Here is a 21,129-nt window from a genome sequence, read left to right on the forward strand (position 1 = left end):
TTGATAATCTCGTGTTTATGACTGTTGGTGTGGGTTAAAAGATTAAGCTTTAGAATGATAATCTATCATTATTATTTATTTTAGTATAAAAAACTAATTGATGTGTAATTCATCTTTATTATTCTAATTAAATCTCTTATTTAAGAATGTCTTTTGTTTTTGATCTGATGGCTTATTTTGCCTTTTGTTTTTTCATCGTCGGGTTATTATTTGTTGCATCAGCGAAGCGCAGGGAGATATGCGTAAGTTCAACTGAATTTGCTGATGATGATGTTTAAGAGATTATTTGATTGCTGAATAATTTAATTAATCCCAATTTTCGGGCGGGGCGTCTATTGCCCAAATTCAGCCATCACAAATCTTATGTGTGTGTCATTCACTTAATTTACAGGACGATATTTATGAAAATGAACAAACTCTTTACTGCACTGGTTCTGGCTTCTGGTATGGCTGCTTTCGGTGCTCAGGCTGACCAGGGTAGCGGCGTTGTGACCTTCACCGGTTCCGTTATCGATGCGCCATGTTCAATCGCGGCAGGTGATGAAGATCAGACCATTAGCCTCGGCCAGGTTTCCAGTTCCGCGGTGGCGAACGGCGGTACCTCTACGCCGGTTCCGTTTTACATTCACCTGGAAAACTGCTCTGTTGAGACCGCTACCACTGTGACCACTACCTTCTCCGGCGCGGATTCCAGCGTTGACGGTGCAGTACTGGGCGTAACCGGTAATGCAACCGATGTTGGCATCGTGATGACCGATGGCGACAGCAACACTATCACCCTGGGTGAAGCCACGAGTGGACAGAACGTGGTTAATGGCGACAACACTCTGACCTATTCCGCATACATCATCGGTGGAGAAGCACCAACCGAAGGTGATTTCACCGCTGTGACTAACTGGACTCTGGCTTACGAATAAGCCCTGACCTTATTTCGATGATTCGTCAGACGGCCTTTGCAGGCCGTCTGATATTCGATACCGACTGAATAAGTGAAAAGGGTTTGCTATGGGTTATATATTTTCGAATACAACAAAATTAGTTAAAACACTCCCTTTTCTCCTGTCTGGTTATTGCCTGCCTTTATTCGCTGCAAACCTGGGGGAGGGTGCCGTCCTGATTCAGGGGGCGGTGCTCTACACACCCTGTGCAATTGATCTCGATAGCCGTGATCAAACGATTGATATGGGCGATACACCCGTGTCGGAAATTGCGACTAAAGGTTACGGCCCCACCCGTGCCTTCACCGTTCGCTTAATTAATTGCCTGATGCTGCCAACACCCGGGAACAGCAAATATGACTCCGAGTACTACCAGATAACGTTCGAGCCCATGATCGGCACAGAGCGATTTTCAGTACATGGAGACGCGCAGGGCATTGAACTGGCGATCCGCGATATTGACGGCAATATCGCCGCGCCTGGTGTGGCGTTTCCCGCCAGAGAGGTCACGGCGGGCAGTATGAACCTGAATTATTCGCTTCAGCTTGTCAGCAACGGACAGCCGCTTAAAGCCGGGGATTACCAGTCTCTGATCCGCTTCAGAATGGATTACTACTGAGATGAAAAAAACGATACGGACATTCCGACGCTCAACGCTCAGCGTGCTGATTTTGGCTTTAATCGTGCCGGTGGCGAAAAGCTGGGCCGACGATGATATTCAGTTCAATACCGACGTGCTGGACACGCAGGACAAGAGCAATATCGATCTTAGCCACTTTTCGCGTCGAGGCTACGTCATGCCCGGCGACTACACCTTCAGCATCATGGTGAACAAAGACATCCTGCGCGAAGAGCGAATTGTGGTCTATCCCGAGGGTGAAAACGGCCGGGACAGCCTGATTTGCCTGACGCCAGAGCAGCTCTCTCGCTTCAACCTGAAGGCCAGCGTCATGGACGATCTTCGCTGGCTGCGCGACGGTGAGTGTCTGGACAAAGCCAGTCTCGAAGGGCTGGATATGCGCGTCGACCTTGCAAAGGACACGCTTTATCTGGCGATCCCACAGGCGTGGCTGGAGTACACTGCGCCAAACTGGGATCCGCCTTCGCGCTGGGATGAGGGTATCCCTGGTGTGATTGCCGACTACAACCTCAATGTTCAGGCGCAGCAGAATCAAACCGGTTCAGACAGCCAAAATATCAGCGGGAATGGGGTCCTGGGGGCCAACCTGGGACCATGGCGTGCCCGCGCCGACTGGCAGACCAGTTGGAACAAGCGTGACGGGAAAACGGACAAGGATTTCGCCTTTAGCCGTTACTACCTCTACCGCGCCATTCCTTCACTGAAAGCGAAGCTGACGGTGGGGGAAGATTACCTCAGCTCCGATATCTTCGATACCTTCCGCTTTAGCGGCGTTAGCCTGAATTCCGATCTCAGCATGTTGCCGCCGAGCCTGCGTGGCTACGCGCCAGAAGTGACGGGGATCTCCCGTTCAGGCGGTAAAGTGACCATCAGCCAGCAGGGACGCGTAATACACGAAACGCAGGTGGCCGCCGGGGCATTTCGTATTCAGGAACTGAATGATGCCATCTCTGGCACGCTCGACGTAAGGGTGGAAGAGCTGGACGGCAGCGTGCAGGTCTTTCAGGTCACGACGGCTTCGGTTCCCTACCTGACGCGCCCGGGTGCGGTGCGCTACAAGCTGGCAGCGGGTAAACCCTCCGAGTGGGGGCACAGCATGATCGGGCCGATGTTCACCTCGGGAGAAATCTCCTGGGGCGTGGCCAACGGCTGGACGCTGTACGGCGGCTCGGTGATCGGCGGTGACTATAATGCCCTGTCGGTGGGGATCGGGCGCGATCTCTTCATCCTCGGCGCGCTGGCCTTCGACGTAACGCAGTCGCGGGCGGTATTGCCTTCTGAAGGAACGCTGTCCGGTACCTCTTACCGGGTGAGCTACTCAAAAACCTTCGACGAGTACGACAGCCAGGTCACCTTTGCCGGGTATCGTTTCTCCGAACGCGACTTTATGAGTATGTCGGAGTACCTCGATACCCGCTACGGCAGCGGCACGTCGCACAGCCCGAAAGAAAAATACACGGTGTCGTTTAACAAACGCTTCCGTGATGTCGGGCTGAGCGCTTACCTCAACTACAGCCATCAGACCTACTGGAACAGCGCGGATAACGATCGCGTAAGCCTGTCGCTATCGCGCTATGTCGATCTCGGTCCATTCAAGAACATGAGCGTATCGCTTACGGCCTACCGCAGCGAGTACTACTCCCTGAAAGACGACGGGGCATACATTTCCGTGTCGTTGCCGATAGGTAACGGCACCTCGCTCAGCTATGGCGCCACAATTAACCGCACCGATAACACACATCGCGTGAGCTATTACGGCCGGGTGGATGAACACAATAGCTTCCAGGTCAGCAGCGGCCTTTCCCGCAGCGGCCCGACGGCGTACGGCTACTACACCTGGCAGGGCGATAGCGCGCAGGTACAGACCAACGCCAGCTATCAGTCCGGCAGTTATACCGCGCTGGGCATGAACGTGACCGGCGGTCTGACCCTGACCACCGAAGGGGGCGCAGCGCACCGCTCGAACGCGCGGGGCGGCAGCCGCGTACTGGTGGATACCGCAGGCGTCGACGGCGTGCCCGTGAAGGGATTCGGCGCCTCGGTGAAAACCAACCGATTCGGGAAAGCGGTGATTGGCGATGTGAACAGCTACTACCGCAATCCGATCCGCATTGACGTTGACAAGCTTGATGAAAACGCTGACGTCACCCGATCGGTCTCACAGGCCACGCTCACCGAAGGGGCGATCGGCTATCGCCAGTTTGACGTGATTGCAGGTGGTAAAGCGATGGCCTTTATCCGCAAGGCTGACGGGAGCTTCCCGCCATTTGGGGCCTCGGTGATGAACGAGAAAAACCAGGAAACGGGGGTGGTGAATGACGAAGGAAGCGTCTGGCTAAGCGGCATTCAGCCAAACGGCAAAATGACCGTCAAATGGGATGGACAAGCCCGCTGCGTGGTAAACCTGCCGGCCGTGCTGCCAGCCGTGCTGGAGAATTTGCTTTTAACCTGTGCGCCGGAATAACCGGCCTGAACAACGAGATGAGTTAATCAAGATGACAATTGTGCGAATTTCCGCCCTGACGGGCCTGGCACTGATGGTTTCAGGCGTGGCGACAGCCGCCATATCGCTGGACAGAACTCGGGTGATTTTTGACGGCGCGGCAAAATCCGTCAGCCTGCGCCTGACCAATGAAAATAAAACACTGCCGTATCTGGCGCAGGGATGGGTGGAAGATGCACAGGGTAAAAAAATCACCGATCCGCTGGTGCTGCTGCCGCCGGTTCAGCGCATTGAACCAGGCGAGCAGAGTCAGATCAAGGTGCAATCCACCGCGGGGATCCAGCGCCTGCCACAGGACAGGGAGTCGCTGTTCTATTTCAATCTGCGCGAGATCCCGCCCAAAAGCAGCAAGCCTAATACGCTGCAACTGGCGCTCCAGACCCGCATCAAGCTCTTTTATCGCCCGGCCGCTATTGAAGTGCAGCGTGCCGATTATTCCACGCCGTTTCAGGAACAGCTGACCCTGACGCGGGTAGGGGATAAATACCGCGTGAATAATCCGACGCCGTATTACATCTCGCTGGTGAATGCGTCTTCGACGCTCACTGGCAAAGCGGCGGCAGGCTTCAAGCCGATTATGGTTGAGCCGAAAGGTCAGCTGGTGCTGACACCTTCTGCTGCTGCGCTCGGCAGCGCACCAGTGCTGACTTACGTCAACGACTTCGGTGGCCGCGCAAAGCTGATCTTCAGCTGTGGCGGCAACGAGTGCAAAGCCGTTCCGCAGGAAAAGAAAAAATAACCGTCGGGAGAGTGGCATGACTATCGCGTACTGGAAAAAGGGGAGCGGGCTCGCTCTGATGCTGCTGGCAGGATCGCTAAATGCCGCGGACGAATTGGTCGATGGCAACTATGGGCTGCTGCACGTGCGCGGTGCGCTGACGGAAAGCGCCTGCCGTCTGGAGATGGACTCCGCGTGGCAGGAGGTGGACATGGGGACGACGGCAACGGGTGCGCTTAAAAAGCCAGGCGACCAGGGTACGCCGGTGCGGGTGGAGATCCATCTGGAGGATTGTATGCCATCACCCACCTCAGTACGCGATGCGTGGAGCGGCGATTTGCTCTGGAGTCGGGATCAGCCTTCGGTCACGGTCAGCTTTGTTGCGCCGGGAGAGTTGTTTAATCCGGGCCTGGTCCGCGTGACCGGGGCCAGCGGGTTAGGGCTACACCTGACCGACAGACTGCACCGTTCGGTTCGTCTTAACGATGAGGGGCATCCGCTGTTGCTGGAGTCAGATGACAACACGCTTTTTTATTATCTCACGCCGGAACGTACCTCTGCACCGCTGGTGGCGGGGGCATGGCAGGCGCTGATCCACTTCAGGCTTAATTATGACTAGTTCACGTTTTGCTCTGCTTATCGCTTTGTTGCTGGCCAATCCAGTGGCCTGGTCATCCCTGACGGTAAACGTCACCGGCGTGGTCGTGGAGGGAGTGTGTGAAATCAACAACGGTGAAACCGTCCACGTGGATTTTGGCAGCAACCTGCAGGCGCGCCAGCTGGACGGTGAGAACTTTATGAAAACCATCGACTATTCGCTGGTCTGTGAAGATCTGACCTCCAACGATCTGGAGATGCAGTTTGAAGGCGCGGCAGCCTCGTTTAGCGACGACTATCTGGCCACAGACCGCGAAGGGCTGGGGATCAAATTGTATATGAACGGAGAATCGATGCCGCTAAATACCTGGATGCCGTTTACCTGGCCGGAGGTGCCCGTTTTGCAGGCCGCGCCGATTAAAGATGGCGCATCAACCGTGGAAACGGGCGTGTTTAGCGCGTCAGCCACGCTGAAAATTCAGTATCAGTAGGAGAAAACTCCATGAAAAAAATGCTCTTTGCGCTTCTTCTGTTTCTCGGCATGGCATTTAGTCACACCGCTTCAGCCTCAATCTGGAGTTGGATCGACACCCTCAAATCGTGCGGCTCGAACTCCTGCTACGACTACACTTTCACGATTGCCGACTGGGATGAAAATGACGCAACGCCAAATCCATGCTATCAGCTCTCGGCCTGTACTCTGATCATCGGACACAGACATAATGTTGCGGGGACTTCAGGACCAGGAATAGAGCGTTCCTGGGACGCGGGGTCCTATCCGTTTTTGATCACCGCAGAGACAATGGGTGAGGTAAGTCAGCAGTTTAAAACCATTTTCACGTTCCCTTATTCGTCCACGACGCGGCACAGCGGTGTGGCTGTCAATTGGGAAGAGTGCGTGGGTTTTTTTTACGCAGCGGGCAAAAACCTTGGTAACAACGCGTCAAACGTCAACCAAAGCGCTTTTCAGGGCCACCCTATGATGCCTGGGAGTATTTGTGGTGTTGCTCCACAGCCCAGCGGTTCCTGCGATTTCAATCAGGACGTACTGACCCTCGACCACGGCACGCTGACGCGTCAGGAGCTTGATGGGCATGAGGTCAGTGAAAACGTCAGTATTAACTGTACGACATCACAGACGCTCAAGCTGTATATCTACTCCGCAGACAACGTGCAGCTGCGTGACGACGGCAGTCTCTATTCCGAGCTTTATATGAATGACAACGTACTCGGCACGTCGGGCTTCACTCTGGACGTCGCCGAACAGGAAAATGTCGTTGTGAAATCAGTTCTTCATACAAATGGCAGCGTGGCGGCAGGTGAGTTTTCGGGCTCCACTGTGATGCTGATTACGGTGGAGTGATGAAAATGACTGCGTTGCCCTTGAACAATATCGATCTCTACTGCGCGCTTATGATGGGGGAGATCGTTCCCTATTATCAGCCGCTGATTAACAGCCGGACCCAGCGTTTGTACGGGCTGGAAATATTAATGCGCTGGTCACTCTCTGAGGAGAATGCCTCACCCCTGGCGCTTATCCGCGCATTTGACGAGAATGGTCTGTTGCCTGAAATGATGCAACACCTGATGCGCAAGGTTGCGGCAGATATTAACGAACTGGATGCATTGCTGCCTGTTGGGCTTCATCTTTCGCTCAATGTGAGCTCTTCACAGGTCGCGAAGCCCGGCTTTGTGTTTGATACGCTCTCGTTTCTGGCATCCATTCCTCTGGAAAAATATTGTCTGGTGGTCGAGGTCACCGAAGAGCAACCATTGCCGCCTACGCCTGAGGTTACGGGCGCTTTTCTGAAGTTGCAGCTGGCGGGGGTCGAGATCTATCTGGATGATTTTGGTACCGGCTGCTCTAATCTGGAATACCTTGAGCAATTTAGCGTGGACGGGGTGAAGGTGGACCAGCTTTTCGTTAAGCATCTTTCCTCTGATAAAGCGTCAACATCCATTGCAGCGATGGTTGCTGGCCTGGCGAAAGCGCGGGGTCTTGGCATCATTGCTGAAGGGGTTGAAACCTCTGAACAATCACAGCTGCTGCGCGATATGGGGATTGTTATTCAGCAGGGCTATCTCTTTTCCTGCGCATTAAGTCAGTCGCAGTTACGGGAGTATCTTGCCGCCAGACGGTTACATTTTCAGATGAAAAACAGGAAATAAGAGAGTCGTTGATTATAATTTGTCATGACGTAAGTAAAAATTTCTAGACAGTATGATACGCAATTGAACGGGTATTTTGTCACTTTATTCCAATACGCTAAACTAGCTATCGGCATTAACGCCATGAAGAGTGTGGATTAATATTGGAGCTGGTGACAGTGTTATGCATTTCATATTAAACAATAATGTCTCTTTCAACGTTGCTGAAAGGACAGTGTCGGATGGAAAAACGCAACATGTGCTTTCTAATCCGGCATGCAGGCTTCTTCTCGTACTCCTGGAGAATAATAACCGGCTAATGACCAGAGAAGAACTTTTGCAGAAGGTTTGGGGCGATTTTGGATTAACCCCATCCAGTAATAGTTTGAATAATAATATCAGTATATTGCGTAAGATTTTCACTGAGTTTGGAATTCATGATGTGCTCAAAACTGTCCCTAAACAAGGCTTTGAGTTGGCGCTGGAAAATCTTCAGGTCAATGAAAAGTCCAGAGACTATTTGGTGATGCAGGCGATTTCAAAACCTGAAAAAGAGCCCAGTGTACATAAGACCCGGTTGATTAAATGGACCGGCGTGTTGTTCATTATTATTGGATTAGCAATCGCTTTATATCTCAATTTTTTCGACAAACGTGAGGATGTCACGCTTTTAAAACAAGTGCAGCAGTGCAAGATCTTTTATCACAGCAAAGTGAATGCAAAGAGAGTGGAACACTATTTCTCTGAAGGAAACGGGATGAAATTGCTGACGAAGTGTTCAACGCCTGCCTATATTTTTTACGATGACAGTAAAGTGCATGAGAAAACTGAGCTTCTTGAAATCTTTGTCGCAAAATGTACGGTCGATAGTGAAGGGGAATTTAGTGAATGTAAAAACTTCGTCTCGACTAAAGTGGGCTAGCCTTGCTATGTTGTTGATCGCGGTATTTATTGGTGCGTTGCTGTATGTGCCCAAGGATACCCGCGTGCTGGATTGCACAGCAGATATGAATCTTGAGCTGGGTAAAGACCATGACAAGATCGTCGCCAACATCCATCTCGTCGTTCACTTCGTTCCAGATGAGCTCAGCTACATTACCGAGTATGGGGTCGTGACCTACAACAACCAGCGCTATATCGTCGATCGCTATGCCCGACTGCGTTATTCTGGAGATAACCTTCACTCTTTTAATGAATTTAAAAGAGAAGGGATAGAGAAGAATATTAGTGAAACACTACCTGACTCTTTATCTGAAAAACTCACTTCAGCACAAAAGGTCTTTTTATTTAAGGTGCGGAAGTTACAGGGTGAAATATGGAGCATTAGCGATTTGCGGCGTACGGTATTAGTGTGCGCTAAATCAGACTGATGCCGTTATTTTTTTAATTATATCTCCGCCTCTTAATGTTAAGAGGCTGGAGTCTTTTTGTCTTTAAAATGCATTTGGGTGTAAATTTCATGCCATTAAACGTTCTGATAACACAGGATAGTTATCTCTTTCATGGGTTGAAACACTGTATTTCTCTTAAACATATTCAGGATCTTACACTACTTGAAACCTCACATCGAGAGTGTGTGGTTCTGGTAGACAGCAGAATGCCGATGAACGACCTTGAGCACGGGTGGCGGTTTCTCTCGGCTATGTTTGAGCGAACTAAGGCTATTATGCTTTGTATGAATCAACCCGTGAGCTTGCCCTTCAGCGTAAAACCCTGTGGAGACACTGTTGATATGAAAACCAGCCCAGAAAATATATCGCTGATGATCCTTAATAAAATCTCTATTGCAATGCCGGATAAATGGTCACCGCCGGTGCGAATAAAAATAGAAGAAAGAGAGGTTGCATTAATTAATGCGTTTCTGTGCGGAAAGGATATCGAAGAGATGGCAACGATGTTTTGTTGTTCTCAAAAGGAGGTCTATAAGTTTAGAGACAAAGTTTGCCAGCGGCTTAACGTCAGGCATTTTTATATTGCTTGTTTATATATTTTTCGCCACGGGTTACTGCAACGGTCTTATACGTTACCCGAAACCTGGTTATGGTATTAAAAGCGAAGACGCGAAACGGTAACCCGCGTCACCGTTTCGCATTTCATTACGCAGCCTCCGCCAACATAAACATCCCGTACGGATGGATCTCAAGGTAGTACGCATCGCCCACGTCCGGCTGCAGGCGCGTGGCGTTCACCTGAAGTAAAATCTCCTGCCCGTGCCAGTCGACAATCACCTCATACTGCGGCCCCATATATGCGACGTGGCGGATAGTGCAGCGCTGGCTCTCCTCGCCGCGCTGGCTTAGCGTAATCGCCTCCGGACGCACACCGACCGTACCTTCGCCCTGCGTAGCAAAATGCAGCGGTCGCGGCAGACGGTAGCCGTAGATTTCCACGATATCCTCGCTGAAGCGCGCCGGGAAGAGGTTGGCATCCCCCATAAAACTCGCCATAAAGCGAGACGCCGGCTGTCGATAGAGATCCTGAGGCGAGCCAATCTGCATAATGTTGCCCTTGTTCATCACCAGCACGGTGTCGGAGACCGCAAACGCCTCGCTTTGATCGTGCGTCACGTACAGCGAGGTGATGTTGAACTGCTTTTGCAGTTCGCGAATTTTGTCCCGCATGCTGCGCCTGAGGTTCGCATCGAGGTTGCTCAGCGGTTCATCAAATAGCAACACTTTGGGTTTGAGGATCAGAGCGCGGGCCAGAGCCACGCGCTGCTGCTGGCCGCCAGAAATCTGATCCACGTAGCGATCTTCAAACCCCTCCAGGTCAACCATCGCCAGGGCTTCTTTGACCCGTGATTTTATCTCCGGACGCGAAACGCCCAGCATCTTCAGACCGTAGCCCACGTTCTCGCCCAGCGACATATGTGGGAAGAGCGCGTAGGACTGAAACACCATACAGATATCGCGCTGCTGAATGGAGCGGTGGGTCACATCCTCTCCATCAATGTAAATCTGTCCTTCGGTCGGTTTTTCCAGCCCGGCGACCAGGCGCAGCACGGTAGTTTTACCGCAGCCGGACGGGCCGAGCAGCGTTACCATTTGTCCCTGCGGGATCGCCAGGTTGATGTTTTCAATTACTGTGTTTGCGCCAAAGCGTTTGGTCACGTTGCGCAGTTCAACAAAATGTTTCTCAGTCATAGTGTTATGCCTGGTTTTTGGCTTTAGAACGGGAGATACGCGCCTCGCCGATCAGCCAGTCAAAGAGGAAAATGATCGCCAGCATGACCACAATCAGGATCGAGCCGTAGGCAATCGCCACGCCGTATTCACCGTCTTCCACACGGTTCAGAATGTAGGCCGTTGCCACGCGGGTATCCGGCGTGACGAGGAACACAATGGCGCTGACGGTGGTAATGGCACGCACAAAGCTGTAAATCAGTGCCGATAAAATGGCCGGACGCAGCAGCGGCAGCAGGATGTGGGTGATGGTGCGCAGGCTTCCGGCACGCAGGCTCAGCGAAGCCTCGTCCAGCGACTTGTCGATCTGCCCTAATCCCGCGATCCCGGCGCGAATGCCCACCGGCACGTTACGCATTACCATGGAAATAATCACGATGGCGGCGGTGCCCGTGAGGTACACCGGCGCGCTGTTAAAGGCCAGAATGTACGACACGCCCGCCACGGTACCCGGTACGGCAAAGCACAGCATGGTAGTGAACTCGATGGTCTTTTTACCCCGGAACTGCTGGCGCACTACAACCCAGGCAATCAGCAGGCCGAAGGCGGCGGTGATCGGCGCGGCAATCCCGGCGTAGAGCAGGGTATCGAGCAGCGAAGGCCACGCGCCGTCGCTCATCCCCTGCCCGAACAGCTTGATAAAGTTATCCAGCGTCAGGGTGTAATCCACGCCCCAGTTGACGGTAAAGCTGCCGTAGAAAATGCTGCCGTAGAGCAGGGCGTTAAAGGCGATCCACACCGCCAGCAGGGCGATCACGCTCCACACCAGCGTCACCGGCAGCGGCTGCACGTCTCCGCGGTACGATTTACCGGACACGGTTACGTAGGATCGCTTGCCGATCCACATGTACTGAATGCAGAACACCAGCAGCGAGAACAGCAGGAGGAAGGCTCCGAGGGTACTCGCCGCCTGATAATCCAACTGTGAGCCGGTAATGTAGAAGTAAATCTGCGTGGCCAGCACGTCGAAGTTCCCGCCCAGCACCAGCGGGTTACTGAAGTCGGCCAGCGACTGTACAACCACGATTAAGAACGCATTTGCCAGCGCCGGTTTCAGCAGCGGCACGAAGACGCCGTTAAAGGTCTGCCAGCGGCTGGCGCGTAGGGTGTACGAGGCCTCTTCCAGCGACGGGTGGATGGTTTTGATTGCGCCGTCGAGGATCATAAAGGCCATCGGCGTGAAGGCCAGCACCTGCGCCAACCAGATGCCGGTGAAGCCGTACAGCCAGTTAGTGTTGGTTAACCCAAACCAGTCCACCATCAGCTCCGTAATATAGCCAGAGCGCCCCATCATAAGTGTAACGCCCAACCCCACCACGAACGGCGGGGTAACGATGGGCAGAATCGAGAAGATACGGCCAATGATGGCGCTGCGTTTGGCGATGCGCGTGGTGTATATCGCCAACACCAGCCCAAAGAAGGTGCAGCCGATCCCGACGGCAATCGACAGCATAATCGAATTGATGATGACCTGAATAATGTGCGCCTGGGACAGCACATTCATGAACGCCAGCGGGGCGAATTCACCTGCGTCGTTGGTGAACATCGGAATGAAAATGGCGATGCTCGGCCAGACGATAAAAATCCCGATCAACGCCACGATGGTAATCAGCGAGCCGATGACAAAACGATCGCCGCCCAGCCACTCCAGGCGGGTGAGGGCCAGCGTCATGATGGCGCCCAGGGCGACAAACAGCACGATGGTGGCATAGCCTAAACCGCGTCCTTCCACGGTGGCGCTGATGACCACGAACGCCATACACAGCAGTGCCCAGCCCGCGTCAAGGTAGTGGCGGCTGCGCTGCTCGCGCTTTGCTTCGTTAAACGGGCGTACCAGCAGCAAGCTCGGCAGCAGGTACCACAGCCAGCTGATGTTGAACTGGGACCAGCCGTAGGCGTCGAGGATCTCATCCCCGGTCGACTCCAGCAGGCCGTAATCAAGGCTCCAGCTCGGCAGCAGGGCAAAGGCCAGCCAGCCGAGTAAAACCCACAGGAATACAGCATCCCGTTTTTTGGCGGGATGAAGAGCATGTGTCTGTGACATAAATTTTCCGGGTGTTGGATGCCCGGCAAATGAATGCTGCCGGGCGATGACCACTGTTCGCGGGCTTATTTACCCATCTTCACGTCGCTGACCCATTTATTGATCAGCGCTTTACGCACGTCCGTGGAGCCGTACTTGTCCATGTCATAGCTGATGAGCTTGAGGTCATCGAGCTTGAGCGAGTTCGGTGAGGTCTCGGCTGTGGTGTTGGTCAGGATTTGGTAGGATTTGCCCTTCTTCCACGCCAGCTCCTGCGCTTCTTTGGAGAGCACCCAGTCCACGAACAGCTTCGCGTTCTCTTCGTTGCGCGCGCCCTTCAGAATGCTTACACCGCCAATTTCATACCCGGTGCCTTCGCAGGGAGAGATCAGTTCCAGCGGTGCACCCTGCTCTTTTTCCAGCGAGTAGTCGTGCAGGAAGCCGATGCCGATGGCGGTTTCACCACGTGCGGCGTTACGCGCCGGGGCAATGCCGGATTTGGTGTACTGAGACACGTTGCCGTTCAGCTGTTTCAGGTAGTCGAAGGCCTGATCTTCCCCCCACAGCTGGACGAAGGTCGCCAGCGCGGTATAGGCGGTGCCGGAGCTTTGTGGATCGGCAATCTGGATCTCGCCCTTGTATTCCGGTTTGGTCAGATCCTTCCAGCATTTGGGCACCGGCAGATTTTTCTCTTTCAGGCGCTGGGTGTTAACGCCAAAGCCTAAGATCCCGACATAGACCGCAGAGGAGAGGTTGCCCTTCACCTTGGCCGGATCGCGGAATTTCTCCATGATCTGTTCCAGGTTTTCCGATTTATAGGGCTGGAGTAACCCCATCTCACCGGCCTGGGACTGCGGATCCAGCGTGCCGCCGTACCAGACATCGGCCTGCGGGTTTTTCTTCTCGGCATCCACCTTCGCCAGCGTGCTGCCGGAACCGTTGCGGATAAACGAGGTTTTAACATCGTACTTTTCACCGAATGCTTTGGTTTCCACTTCGCACATTTCGTTAGTGGCGCTGCAGTACACCACCAGACGGCCTTTGGCCTGTGCGGCACCGGTTAAGGTAGCCAGTGCGATCCCGGAAGCAATGAGGGTAGAGAGAAGCGTTGTTTTCATTATTCAGCCCTTTTTATGACGTTATGTGACTGCGAGAAGCGGTGATGCCCGCCATCAGCAAGGGCATCAGTAATAAACCCATCAGGACGGCGGCAATCGAGAGCAAACTGAACATCCCTGACCAGCCGTAGCGTTCAATCACCTGCGACAGCGGCCACCCGGCCAGCGAGGCACCCAGATAGGCAAATACGCCGAGAAAGCCGGTAATCGAGCCTGCCGCCAGTTTGTGTCCACACTCAACGGCGGCAAGGCCAATGAGCATCTGCGGACCGAAGACGAAAAATCCGACCGTAAAAAAACACATCGCCAGCAGGGCATAGTGATGAACCGGTGCCAGCCACAGCGCAGCGACAGACACCATCAGCCCCAGCGTGAACAGCAAAATCATCGGTGCACGCTGGCCGCTGAACAGCAGATCTGATCCCCATCCAGCAAATAACGCGCCCAGTAACCCGCCCACTTCGAACAGCATCACCGTGGCGTTGGCGCTAAGCAGGTTCACGCCGTGGCTTTCTGCCAGCCAAATATTGCCCCAGTCGTTCAGGGCGATGCGGATGAGATACACCAGCACATACGACGCCCCGAGCAGCCAGATCATCGGGTTTTGCAGCATGGTGGTACGCAACATCTGCCATAACCCCATCGGCGGGCTTTGCTGCTGCTGGCGCAGCTCCAGCGGATCGCTACGCCACTCCCCGACCGTGGGCAGACCCTCCTCCTGCGGTGTACCCCGCAGTTGTGTGGTCAGCCACAGGCCGAGCACGATGCTGATGATCCCCGGTGTCAGCATCGCCGCCTGCCACCCCCATCGATGGGCGGCAACGGCGCAAATCAACGGAATAATCGCGCCACCGATATTGATGGAGGTATTCCAGCAGCCCCACCAGAAGCCGCGTTCGTTACGCGAATACCAGTGGGTCAGCAGCCTGGCGCAGGGCGGCCAGCCCCAGCCCTGAAAGAAGCCGTTCAGCGTCCAGATAAACAGAAGCAGCGGGAACGCATCGCTAAAGCTGAACAGCACGTTCAGCACGCCCGTAGCCAGCAGCCCGATGCCCATAAACGCGCGCTGTCCGTGGCTGTCGTGCCAGAGCCCGGCGGCGAATTTGGACAGCCCGTAGCTGAGATAAAACAGCGAACCGATAAGCCCGATATCGCCCTTGCTCAGCCCCAGATCCAGCTGCAGCGCGGGTAAAACATAGTTCAGACTTTTTCGCGTCAGGTAAAACGCGGCGTAGCCAATCGCCATACAAAGAAGCAGCCTGGGGCGCAGCGCCCGGTAACGTTGTGAAACCTCTTCAGCAGACAGTGCGTGCATGGCGTTCTCCGTTTGAGATGACTGTAGGGAAGTGCGGCATAAATGGGATGAGACAAAGTCTGGAGTGACTAAGACTTTTTCCTGGTCAGAGCGGCGTTTGTTGCAAATTTGTGGGCAGGTTAACAATTACGCGCGTCCCAGGAAGGGATTCCAGCGTCAGTTCGCCGCCGAGCGCAGAGACGCGTTCGCGCATGCCCTGAATACCAAAGCCGGGCTGCTGCTGCGGGCTAATGCCGCTACCGTTATCGTGCACCTCAAGGTACAGCCGCGCGTGCCGCTGGCAGAGCAGAATTGTGACTTCGCTTGCGTTGGCGTGTTTGCAGACGTTGTTGAGCAGCTCCTGAAGCAGGCGATATAGCGTAAAGACCAGCGTTTCGCTCTCCGGCGGCGTGGGAAGCCGGTAGTCAAAGTGGCAGCGGATCCCGCGTTCAGCAAAGGCGAACTCGTTGACCAGGTGGTGCAGAGCCTCGTGGAGCGACAGCTCTTCCAGCACGGGGGGGCGAAGCTGGCGCAAAAGCTGGCGTGTGGAGTGGTGAATACGTCGCGCGAGATCGTTGATCTGTCCAGCGGCCTCAATGGCGAGCGGCGTATCGCTCGTCCGCTTCACCAACTGAGACTGAATCTGGATAGCGGTGATGTTCTGGCCAATCTCATCATGAAGCTCGCGCGCCAGCAGCTTGCGGGTGTCCTCTTCGGAATGGATCAGTTTCTCCGCCAGCGCCCGCCTGGCCTGAAGTTCATTCTCAAGCCGATGGCGATAGCGTTCGAGGTTCATCGCCAGATGCTGCTGGCGGCTGATAGCGATTCCCAGGCCAATCCCCAGCAACGACTGGGTAGAGAGAAAAATTTCCAGTTCGAGAAGGTCGCTAAATCCGACGCCCACCTGGCGGGCAATGGTGATCATCATGCTGCCGAGCAGCCCGGAAAGGACACCACCCTGCCAGCCGAATTTCCACGCCATCACCACGTTGGGCAGGAACACGATAATCAGCAGCAGCCGCTCCAGCGCCGGGGAGAGCACCATCTGCGTGCCGATGCCGATAATGAAAAACAGGCTGCACCAGATAATCAGCGAGGTGCGCAGCGGCGGATTGCTGGTGTCCAGCCCCAGCAGATGGTAACGATGCTGCTGGCGTAAAAATTCGAAGACCAGATAGACGAACGGCGTAAGCAGCACGCCACCCGTAAATGAGCCGAGCAAAAGCAGCGTGGCCGGGCTGTCCAGAAAGGGCGACAGGAGCAAGGTTTGCAGTAGGGCATTCACCGTCACCGCCGCAATCAGGGTCGACAGCCGCTGCCAGTAGAGCGGGAAACGGTGCCAGTACCGCTGCGCCAGCCAGGCGCTGACTATGCCGATAAGCGGCACAGTTAGCATCATATAACGTGTGAGGAGTTGCTCGCCGTGCAGCCACAGAATGGCGGCAAGGGGGGGAAGAATTAATGCAGGCCAGTAGTGGCGTGAAAGTAAAATCATCAGTGCCAGCCACACCCCCTGCGGCAGAAACAGCACCGCCTGCTGGCCGTTGTGGGTAAGGTAGAAACTCAGCGTCCACAGCATCAGCCAGCCGGTTCCCCAGGCCAGCATAATGAACAGGGACAGGATCAGATGCCGGACAGCGCGCCGCATCAGTGACCCGTCAGCAGTTGGTTATCAAGCGCAAAGTGCACCAGGTCGATGGTGCTGTTGCACTGAAGCTTGCCCAGTACATTGGCACGATGAACGTGTACTGTTTTATGGCTCAGCGCAAGCGTATAGGCGATCTCCTTCACGCTTTCTCCTTTCACCAGCAGTTCAAACACTTCGCGTTCGCGCGGGGTGAGCGCCTCAAGCACTTTTGGCATCGGCTCGCCGCCGCGCAGCGCTTTTACCGCATCGGCACACAGATAATGCCCGCCCATGCCGACGGTGCGCACGGCCTGCACCAGTTCCTCCGGGCCGCAGCGCTTGGTCAGATAGCCGCTTGCACCCGCGTCAAGAGCACTTTGCACAAAGGCCGGGGTATCGTAGATGCTCAGGATGATGGCGCGAAACGTTGGCCGCTGCTGGCGCAGGCGCTTGAGCAGGCTAAGACCGTTTTCGTCCGGCATCGCAACATCCATCACCGCCACGTCGATATCGTTACGCGACAGGACGGGCCACGCCTCTGCAGCGCTGCTGAACTGACCCTCTACGACTAAATCCTCTTCCAGATTTAACAGTTGGGCGAAACCGGAACGCACCACCACGTGATCGTCCACCAGCACCACTTTAATCATCTCGACACCTTTTGCTCATTCGTTGACCTATGATGCCCGTTGCCGACGGGCTGGCAATACTGCGGCTGCGGTTATGGAATCGATGTAACAAAATTGCAATAAAGCCACAGCCCACTTTTTTAACTATCCTTTCCCGCTTTTTTTCTAAAAACGAATCGTTATTAGCGATTCGTTTTAATTCCTTTATCAAAATTCCCGCGCCGGAAATACTGCCCTCATAACAACAAGGGGAGCAGACAGGATGGCAATTACATCGCGAATTACATTACTCGGCGCGCTGGCGCTGTGGGCATTTCAGGCGCAGGCGGTGGACGTCACCGTCGCGTATCAGACCTCCGCAGAGCCTGCGAAAGTCGCGCAGGCGGATAACACCTTTGCCAAAGAGAGCGGCGCAAACGTCGACTGGCGTAAGTTCGACAGCGGGGCGGCCGTGGTGCGTGCGCTTGCGTCCGGCGACGTGCAGATTGGTAATATCGGCTCCAGCCCGCTGGCGGTAGCGGCCAGCCAGCAGGTGCCGATTGAAGTTTTCCTCCTCGCTTCACAGCTGGGTAACTCCGAAGCGCTGGTGGTGAAGAAAAACATCACCAAACCGGAAGACCTGATCGGCAAGCGCATCGCCGTGCCGTTCATTTCGACTACTCACTACAGTCTGCTGGCGGCGCTGAAACACTGGGGCATCAAGCCAGGCCAGGTGCAAATCATTAATCTGCAGCCACCGGCGATTATTGCGGCCTGGCAGCGCGGCGATATTGATGGCGCATACGTCTGGGCACCGGCCGTCAATGAGCTGGAAAAAGACGGCACCGTGCTGACCGACTCCGAAAAAGTGGGCCAGTGGGGCGCGCCAACGCTCGACGTGTGGGTGGTGCGCAAAGATTTTGCCGAGAAACATCCTGAGGTCGTGAAGGCCTTTGCCAAAAGCGCCCTCGACGCTCAGCAGCCCTATATCAGCAACCCGGATGCATGGCTGAAGCAGCCTGCCAATCTCGAAAAACTGTCCCGTCTGAGCGGCGTGCCGCAAGCAGACGTTCCGGGGCTGGTGAAAGGGAATACCTATCTCACGCCTGCCCAGCAGGTACAACAGCTGACCGGGCCGGTAAACAAAGCGATTGTCGATACCGCCACGTTCCTGAAAGAGCAGGGCAAAGTGCCGACGGTGGCGGCGGACTACAGCCAGTACGTGACCGATCGCTTTGTGAAATAAGGGGGCTGCGATGCTGAATATTACAAATCTGTCTGCTGATTACGGTGGCAAACCGGCCCTGGAGAACATCAACCTGACCCTGGAGAGCGGTGAGCTGCTGGTTGTGCTTGGCCCGTCCGGGTGCGGGAAAACCACGCTGCTGAATCTGATTGCCGGGTTTGTGCCATATCAGCATGGCTCCATTCAACTGGAAGGGAAAAAAGTGAAGGGCCCGGGCGCTGAGCGCGGGGTGGTCTTTCAGAACGAAGGTCTGCTTCCCTGGCGCAACGTGCAGGAAAACGTGGCGTTTGGGTTGCAACTGGCGGGTGTAAGCCGCGAGCAACGGCTGGCAACAGCACGGGACATGCTCAAAAAGGTCGGTCTTGAAGGGGCTGAAAAACGGTTTATCTGGCAGCTTTCCGGCGGCCAGCGTCAGCGGGTTGGTATTGCCCGCGCGTTGGCGGCCAATCCGCAGCTTTTGCTGCTGGATGAGCCGTTTGGGGCGCTGGATGCCTTTACCCGCGAGCAGATGCAAACCCTGCTTTTACGCCTGTGGCATGAAACGGGTAAACAGGTGCTGCTGATCACCCACGATATCGAAGAGGCGGTGTTTATGGCGACCGAGCTGGTGCTGCTGTCCCCTGGCCCGGGGCGCGTGCTGGAGCGGCTGCCGCTTGAGTTTGCCCGTCGCTATGTCGCGGGGGAGCCGGTACGCAGCATCAAATCCGATCCGCGGTTTATTGAACAGCGTGAATACGTCTTAAGCCGCGTATTTGAACAACGGGAGGCCTTCTCATGAGCATCGTCTTCAGCGAGAAAACGCGACGCGCGCGCCCGGCCTTACGCTGGCCTTTCTCGCGCCAGATAACACTCAGTGTCGGCACGCTGCTGGTGCTGCTGGCGGTGTGGTGGCTGGTTGCCGCGCAGGCATGGATCAGCCCGCTGTTTCTGCCGCCGCCGGGGCAGGTGCTGGCAAAACTCATCACCATTGCCGGGCCGCAGGGCTTTATGGACGCTACGCTCTGGCAGCACTTAGGGGCAAGCCTGGCGCGCATTCTGGTGGCGCTACTGGCGGCGGTGATAATCGGCATTCCGGTCGGGATCGCGATGGGCTTAAGCCCGACGGTGCGCGGCATCCTCGACCCGCTGATTGAGCTTTACCGTCCGGTGCCGCCGCTGGCCTATCTGCCGCTGATGGTGATCTGGTTCGGCATCGGTGAAACGTCAAAAATCCTGCTGATTTATCTGGCGATTTTCGCCCCGGTAGCCATGTCGGCTCTGGCGGGCGTCAAAAGCGCTCAGCAGGTGCGGATCCGCGCGGCGCAATCACTGGGAGCCAGCCGGACACAGGTACTGCTGTTCGTGATTTTTCCGGGCGCACTGCCGGAGATTTTAACCGGATTACGCATCGGCCTTGGCGTGGGCTGGTCAACGCTGGTGGCGGCAGAGCTGATCGCCGCCACCCGAGGGTTAGGGTTTATGGTGCAGTCGGCGGGGGAGTTTCTGGCGACTGACGTGGTACTGGCCGGGATTGCGGTTATCGCCGTGATCGCCTTTGGATTAGAACTGGGGCTGCGTGCGCTGCAGCGTCGTCTGACGCCCTGGCATGGAGAAATACAATGAGTGAACGTCTGACCATTACCCCGCTGGGGCCATATATTGGTGCGCAGGTGTCGGGCCTGGATGTGACCCGTCCGCTGAGCGATAACCAGTTTGAGCAGCTTTATCATGCGGTGCTGCGCCATCAGGTGGTATTCCTGCGCGAACAGGCAATCACCCCGCAGCAGCAGCGCGCCCTGGCACTGCGCTTTGGCGATCTGCATATCCATCCGGTTTATCCGCATGCGGAAGGGGTGGAGGAGATTATTGTGCTCGACACGCATAACGATAACCCGCCGGACAACGACAACTGGCACACGGATGTGACGTTTATCGAGACGCCACCTGCAGGGGCGATTCTTTCGGCGAAGCTGCTGCCGGAGACGGGCGGCGATACGCTGTGGGCCAGCGGCATTGCGGCCTTTGAGGCGCTGTCCGCACCCTTCCGTACCCTGCTGAGCGGCCTGCGGGCGGAGCATGACTTTAAAAAATCATTCCAGGAGTACAAGTACCGCAAAACAGAAGCGGAGCATCAGCGCTGGCAGGAGGCGGTTGCGAAACATCCGCCGCTGCTCCATCCGGTCGTGCGCACCCATCCGGTAACCGGCAAGCAGGCGCTGTTTGTGAATGAGGGATTCACGACGCGGATTGTGGACGTGACGGAAAAAGAGAGCGAGGCGCTGTTACGTTTCCTGTTTGCTCATATCACCAAACCGGAGTTTCAGGTGCGCTGGCGCTGGCAGGAGAACGATCTGGCGATCTGGGATAACCGCGTGACGCAGCACTATGCGAATGCGGATTATCTGCCACAGCGTCGGATTATGCAGCGGGCGACGATTTTGGGAGATAAGCCGTTCTACCGTCCTTGAACCATCGCACCCGGCAATTGTGCATCGTGCTTGCCGGGTG

21 protein-coding genes are annotated in these 21,129 nt (G+C 55.2%); 15 read left to right on the forward strand and 6 right to left on the reverse strand.

The window, feature by feature from the left end; genetic code table 11:
• Positions 1-401 precede the first annotated feature (401 nt).
• The 11 genes from ACQG22_RS04705 (at position 402) to ACQG22_RS04755 (ending at position 9,594) form a co-directional block, all read left to right on the forward strand.
• Positions 402-917, forward strand: a complete 516-nt coding sequence (locus ACQG22_RS04705; RefSeq protein WP_013095775.1) for a fimbrial protein — start codon at positions 402-404, stop codon at positions 915-917.
• 88 nt (positions 918-1,005) lie between these two features.
• Positions 1,006-1,557, forward strand: coding sequence for a fimbrial protein (locus ACQG22_RS04710; protein ID WP_013095776.1), 552 nt, complete (start codon positions 1,006-1,008; stop codon positions 1,555-1,557).
• A 1-nt stretch (position 1,558) separates the two neighbouring features.
• The gene (locus tag ACQG22_RS04715) at positions 1,559-4,042 is read left to right on the forward strand and encodes an outer membrane usher protein (RefSeq protein WP_038982886.1); all 2,484 of its coding nucleotides are present in this window, start codon (positions 1,559-1,561) and stop codon (positions 4,040-4,042) included.
• Between the two features lie 31 nt (positions 4,043-4,073).
• Entirely contained in the window at positions 4,074-4,820 is a 747-nt protein-coding gene (locus tag ACQG22_RS04720; protein ID WP_013095778.1) for a fimbria/pilus periplasmic chaperone, read from the forward strand.
• 16 nt (positions 4,821-4,836) lie between these two features.
• Positions 4,837-5,418 (forward strand): fimbrial protein, encoded by a 582-nt coding sequence (locus tag ACQG22_RS04725; protein WP_038982885.1) that lies wholly within the window; start codon positions 4,837-4,839, stop codon positions 5,416-5,418.
• Positions 5,411-5,887, forward strand: coding sequence for a fimbrial protein (locus ACQG22_RS04730; protein WP_013095780.1), 477 nt, complete (start codon positions 5,411-5,413; stop codon positions 5,885-5,887). Before ACQG22_RS04725 ends, ACQG22_RS04730 begins: the two co-directional genes overlap by 8 nt.
• 11 nt (positions 5,888-5,898) lie before the next feature.
• On the forward strand, positions 5,899-6,759 hold the full coding sequence (locus ACQG22_RS04735) for a hypothetical protein (protein WP_038418768.1): 861 nt from the start codon (positions 5,899-5,901) through the stop codon (positions 6,757-6,759).
• Positions 6,760-6,764: 5 nt separating this feature from the next.
• Positions 6,765-7,565 (forward strand): EAL domain-containing protein, encoded by an 801-nt coding sequence (locus ACQG22_RS04740; protein WP_062729921.1) that lies wholly within the window; start codon positions 6,765-6,767, stop codon positions 7,563-7,565.
• Positions 7,566-7,728: 163 nt separating this feature from the next.
• Complete coding sequence (locus ACQG22_RS04745) at positions 7,729-8,466, forward strand: winged helix-turn-helix domain-containing protein (RefSeq protein ID WP_038418769.1); 738 nt, start codon at positions 7,729-7,731, stop codon at positions 8,464-8,466.
• A gap of 7 nt (positions 8,467-8,473) precedes the next feature.
• The gene (locus ACQG22_RS04750) at positions 8,474-8,914 is read left to right on the forward strand and encodes a hypothetical protein (RefSeq protein ID WP_369706582.1); all 441 of its coding nucleotides are present in this window, start codon (positions 8,474-8,476) and stop codon (positions 8,912-8,914) included.
• A 233-nt stretch (positions 8,915-9,147) separates the two neighbouring features.
• A complete protein-coding gene (locus tag ACQG22_RS04755; protein ID WP_102752458.1) occupies positions 9,148-9,594 on the forward strand; it encodes a hypothetical protein in 447 nt (148 codons plus the stop codon).
• Between the two features lie 46 nt (positions 9,595-9,640).
• On the opposite strand, the gene fbpC is transcribed toward ACQG22_RS04755, so the two are convergent.
• The 6 genes from fbpC to ACQG22_RS04785 all read right to left on the reverse strand — a co-directional run bounded on the left by fbpC (position 9,641) and on the right by ACQG22_RS04785 (position 17,438).
• Positions 9,641-10,687, reverse strand: coding sequence for a ferric ABC transporter ATP-binding protein (gene fbpC / locus ACQG22_RS04760; RefSeq protein ID WP_038982882.1), 1,047 nt, complete (start codon positions 10,685-10,687; stop codon positions 9,641-9,643).
• Between the two features lie 4 nt (positions 10,688-10,691).
• Entirely contained in the window at positions 10,692-12,770 is a 2,079-nt protein-coding gene (locus tag ACQG22_RS04765; RefSeq protein ID WP_013095788.1) for an ABC transporter permease, read from the reverse strand.
• A 65-nt stretch (positions 12,771-12,835) separates the two neighbouring features.
• Positions 12,836-13,867: an ABC transporter substrate-binding protein gene (locus ACQG22_RS04770; RefSeq protein WP_013095789.1), complete on the reverse strand. Its 1,032-nt coding sequence runs from the start codon at positions 13,865-13,867 to the stop codon at positions 12,836-12,838.
• Between the two features lie 13 nt (positions 13,868-13,880).
• Positions 13,881-15,182: an MFS transporter family glucose-6-phosphate receptor UhpC gene (uhpC, locus tag ACQG22_RS04775; protein WP_048970435.1), complete on the reverse strand. Its 1,302-nt coding sequence runs from the start codon at positions 15,180-15,182 to the stop codon at positions 13,881-13,883.
• 85 nt (positions 15,183-15,267) lie between these two features.
• Positions 15,268-16,809: an MASE1 domain-containing sensor histidine kinase gene (locus tag ACQG22_RS04780; protein WP_013095791.1), complete on the reverse strand. Its 1,542-nt coding sequence runs from the start codon at positions 16,807-16,809 to the stop codon at positions 15,268-15,270.
• Entirely contained in the window at positions 16,809-17,438 is a 630-nt protein-coding gene (locus ACQG22_RS04785) for a response regulator transcription factor (RefSeq protein ID WP_013095792.1), read from the reverse strand. Before ACQG22_RS04785 ends, ACQG22_RS04780 begins: the two co-directional genes overlap by 1 nt.
• 241 nt (positions 17,439-17,679) lie before the next feature.
• Between ACQG22_RS04785 and tauA the strand changes: the two genes are divergently transcribed.
• From tauA to tauD, 4 genes are read left to right on the forward strand one after another with little or no spacing between them, the layout of a single operon-like run.
• The gene (gene tauA, locus ACQG22_RS04790; protein WP_369706583.1) at positions 17,680-18,642 is read left to right on the forward strand and encodes a taurine ABC transporter substrate-binding protein; all 963 of its coding nucleotides are present in this window, start codon (positions 17,680-17,682) and stop codon (positions 18,640-18,642) included.
• Between the two features lie 10 nt (positions 18,643-18,652).
• Positions 18,653-19,420 (forward strand): taurine ABC transporter ATP-binding subunit, encoded by a 768-nt coding sequence (gene tauB, locus ACQG22_RS04795; protein ID WP_094916650.1) that lies wholly within the window; start codon positions 18,653-18,655, stop codon positions 19,418-19,420.
• Positions 19,417-20,244: a taurine ABC transporter permease TauC gene (gene tauC, locus ACQG22_RS04800; RefSeq protein WP_369706584.1), complete on the forward strand. Its 828-nt coding sequence runs from the start codon at positions 19,417-19,419 to the stop codon at positions 20,242-20,244. Before tauB ends, tauC begins: the two co-directional genes overlap by 4 nt.
• Positions 20,241-21,089 (forward strand): taurine dioxygenase, encoded by an 849-nt coding sequence (gene tauD / locus ACQG22_RS04805; RefSeq protein WP_013095796.1) that lies wholly within the window; start codon positions 20,241-20,243, stop codon positions 21,087-21,089. The genes tauC and tauD overlap by 4 nt, the downstream gene beginning before the upstream one ends.
• Positions 21,090-21,129 lie beyond the last annotated feature (40 nt).

The sequence above is a fragment of the Enterobacter cloacae complex sp. 309I3 genome, assembly GCF_050031595.1.
Taxonomy (GTDB): Bacteria; Pseudomonadota; Gammaproteobacteria; order Enterobacterales; family Enterobacteriaceae; genus Enterobacter; species Enterobacter cloacae.

Coding starts and splice junctions, on each gene's coding strand:
- ACQG22_RS04705 (WP_013095775.1), top strand. CDS start 402: ATGAAAATGAACAAACTCTTTACTGCACTGGTTCTGGCTTCTGGTATG.
- ACQG22_RS04710 (WP_013095776.1), top strand. CDS start 1,006: ATGGGTTATATATTTTCGAATACAACAAAATTAGTTAAAACACTCCCT.
- ACQG22_RS04715 (WP_038982886.1), top strand. CDS start 1,559: ATGAAAAAAACGATACGGACATTCCGACGCTCAACGCTCAGCGTGCTG.
- ACQG22_RS04720 (WP_013095778.1), top strand. CDS start 4,074: ATGACAATTGTGCGAATTTCCGCCCTGACGGGCCTGGCACTGATGGTT.
- ACQG22_RS04725 (WP_038982885.1), top strand. CDS start 4,837: ATGACTATCGCGTACTGGAAAAAGGGGAGCGGGCTCGCTCTGATGCTG.
- ACQG22_RS04730 (WP_013095780.1), top strand. CDS start 5,411: ATGACTAGTTCACGTTTTGCTCTGCTTATCGCTTTGTTGCTGGCCAAT.
- ACQG22_RS04735 (WP_038418768.1), top strand. CDS start 5,899: ATGAAAAAAATGCTCTTTGCGCTTCTTCTGTTTCTCGGCATGGCATTT.
- ACQG22_RS04740 (WP_062729921.1), top strand. CDS start 6,765: ATGACTGCGTTGCCCTTGAACAATATCGATCTCTACTGCGCGCTTATG.
- ACQG22_RS04745 (WP_038418769.1), top strand. CDS start 7,729: ATGCATTTCATATTAAACAATAATGTCTCTTTCAACGTTGCTGAAAGG.
- ACQG22_RS04750 (WP_369706582.1), top strand. CDS start 8,474: ATGTTGTTGATCGCGGTATTTATTGGTGCGTTGCTGTATGTGCCCAAG.
- ACQG22_RS04755 (WP_102752458.1), top strand. CDS start 9,148: ATGAACGACCTTGAGCACGGGTGGCGGTTTCTCTCGGCTATGTTTGAG.
- fbpC (WP_038982882.1), bottom strand. CDS start 10,687: ATGACTGAGAAACATTTTGTTGAACTGCGCAACGTGACCAAACGCTTT.
- ACQG22_RS04765 (WP_013095788.1), bottom strand. CDS start 12,770: ATGTCACAGACACATGCTCTTCATCCCGCCAAAAAACGGGATGCTGTA.
- ACQG22_RS04770 (WP_013095789.1), bottom strand. CDS start 13,867: ATGAAAACAACGCTTCTCTCTACCCTCATTGCTTCCGGGATCGCACTG.
- uhpC (WP_048970435.1), bottom strand. CDS start 15,182: ATGCACGCACTGTCTGCTGAAGAGGTTTCACAACGTTACCGGGCGCTG.
- ACQG22_RS04780 (WP_013095791.1), bottom strand. CDS start 16,809: ATGCGGCGCGCTGTCCGGCATCTGATCCTGTCCCTGTTCATTATGCTG.
- ACQG22_RS04785 (WP_013095792.1), bottom strand. CDS start 17,438: ATGATTAAAGTGGTGCTGGTGGACGATCACGTGGTGGTGCGTTCCGGT.
- tauA (WP_369706583.1), top strand. CDS start 17,680: ATGGCAATTACATCGCGAATTACATTACTCGGCGCGCTGGCGCTGTGG.
- tauB (WP_094916650.1), top strand. CDS start 18,653: ATGCTGAATATTACAAATCTGTCTGCTGATTACGGTGGCAAACCGGCC.
- tauC (WP_369706584.1), top strand. CDS start 19,417: ATGAGCATCGTCTTCAGCGAGAAAACGCGACGCGCGCGCCCGGCCTTA.
- tauD (WP_013095796.1), top strand. CDS start 20,241: ATGAGTGAACGTCTGACCATTACCCCGCTGGGGCCATATATTGGTGCG.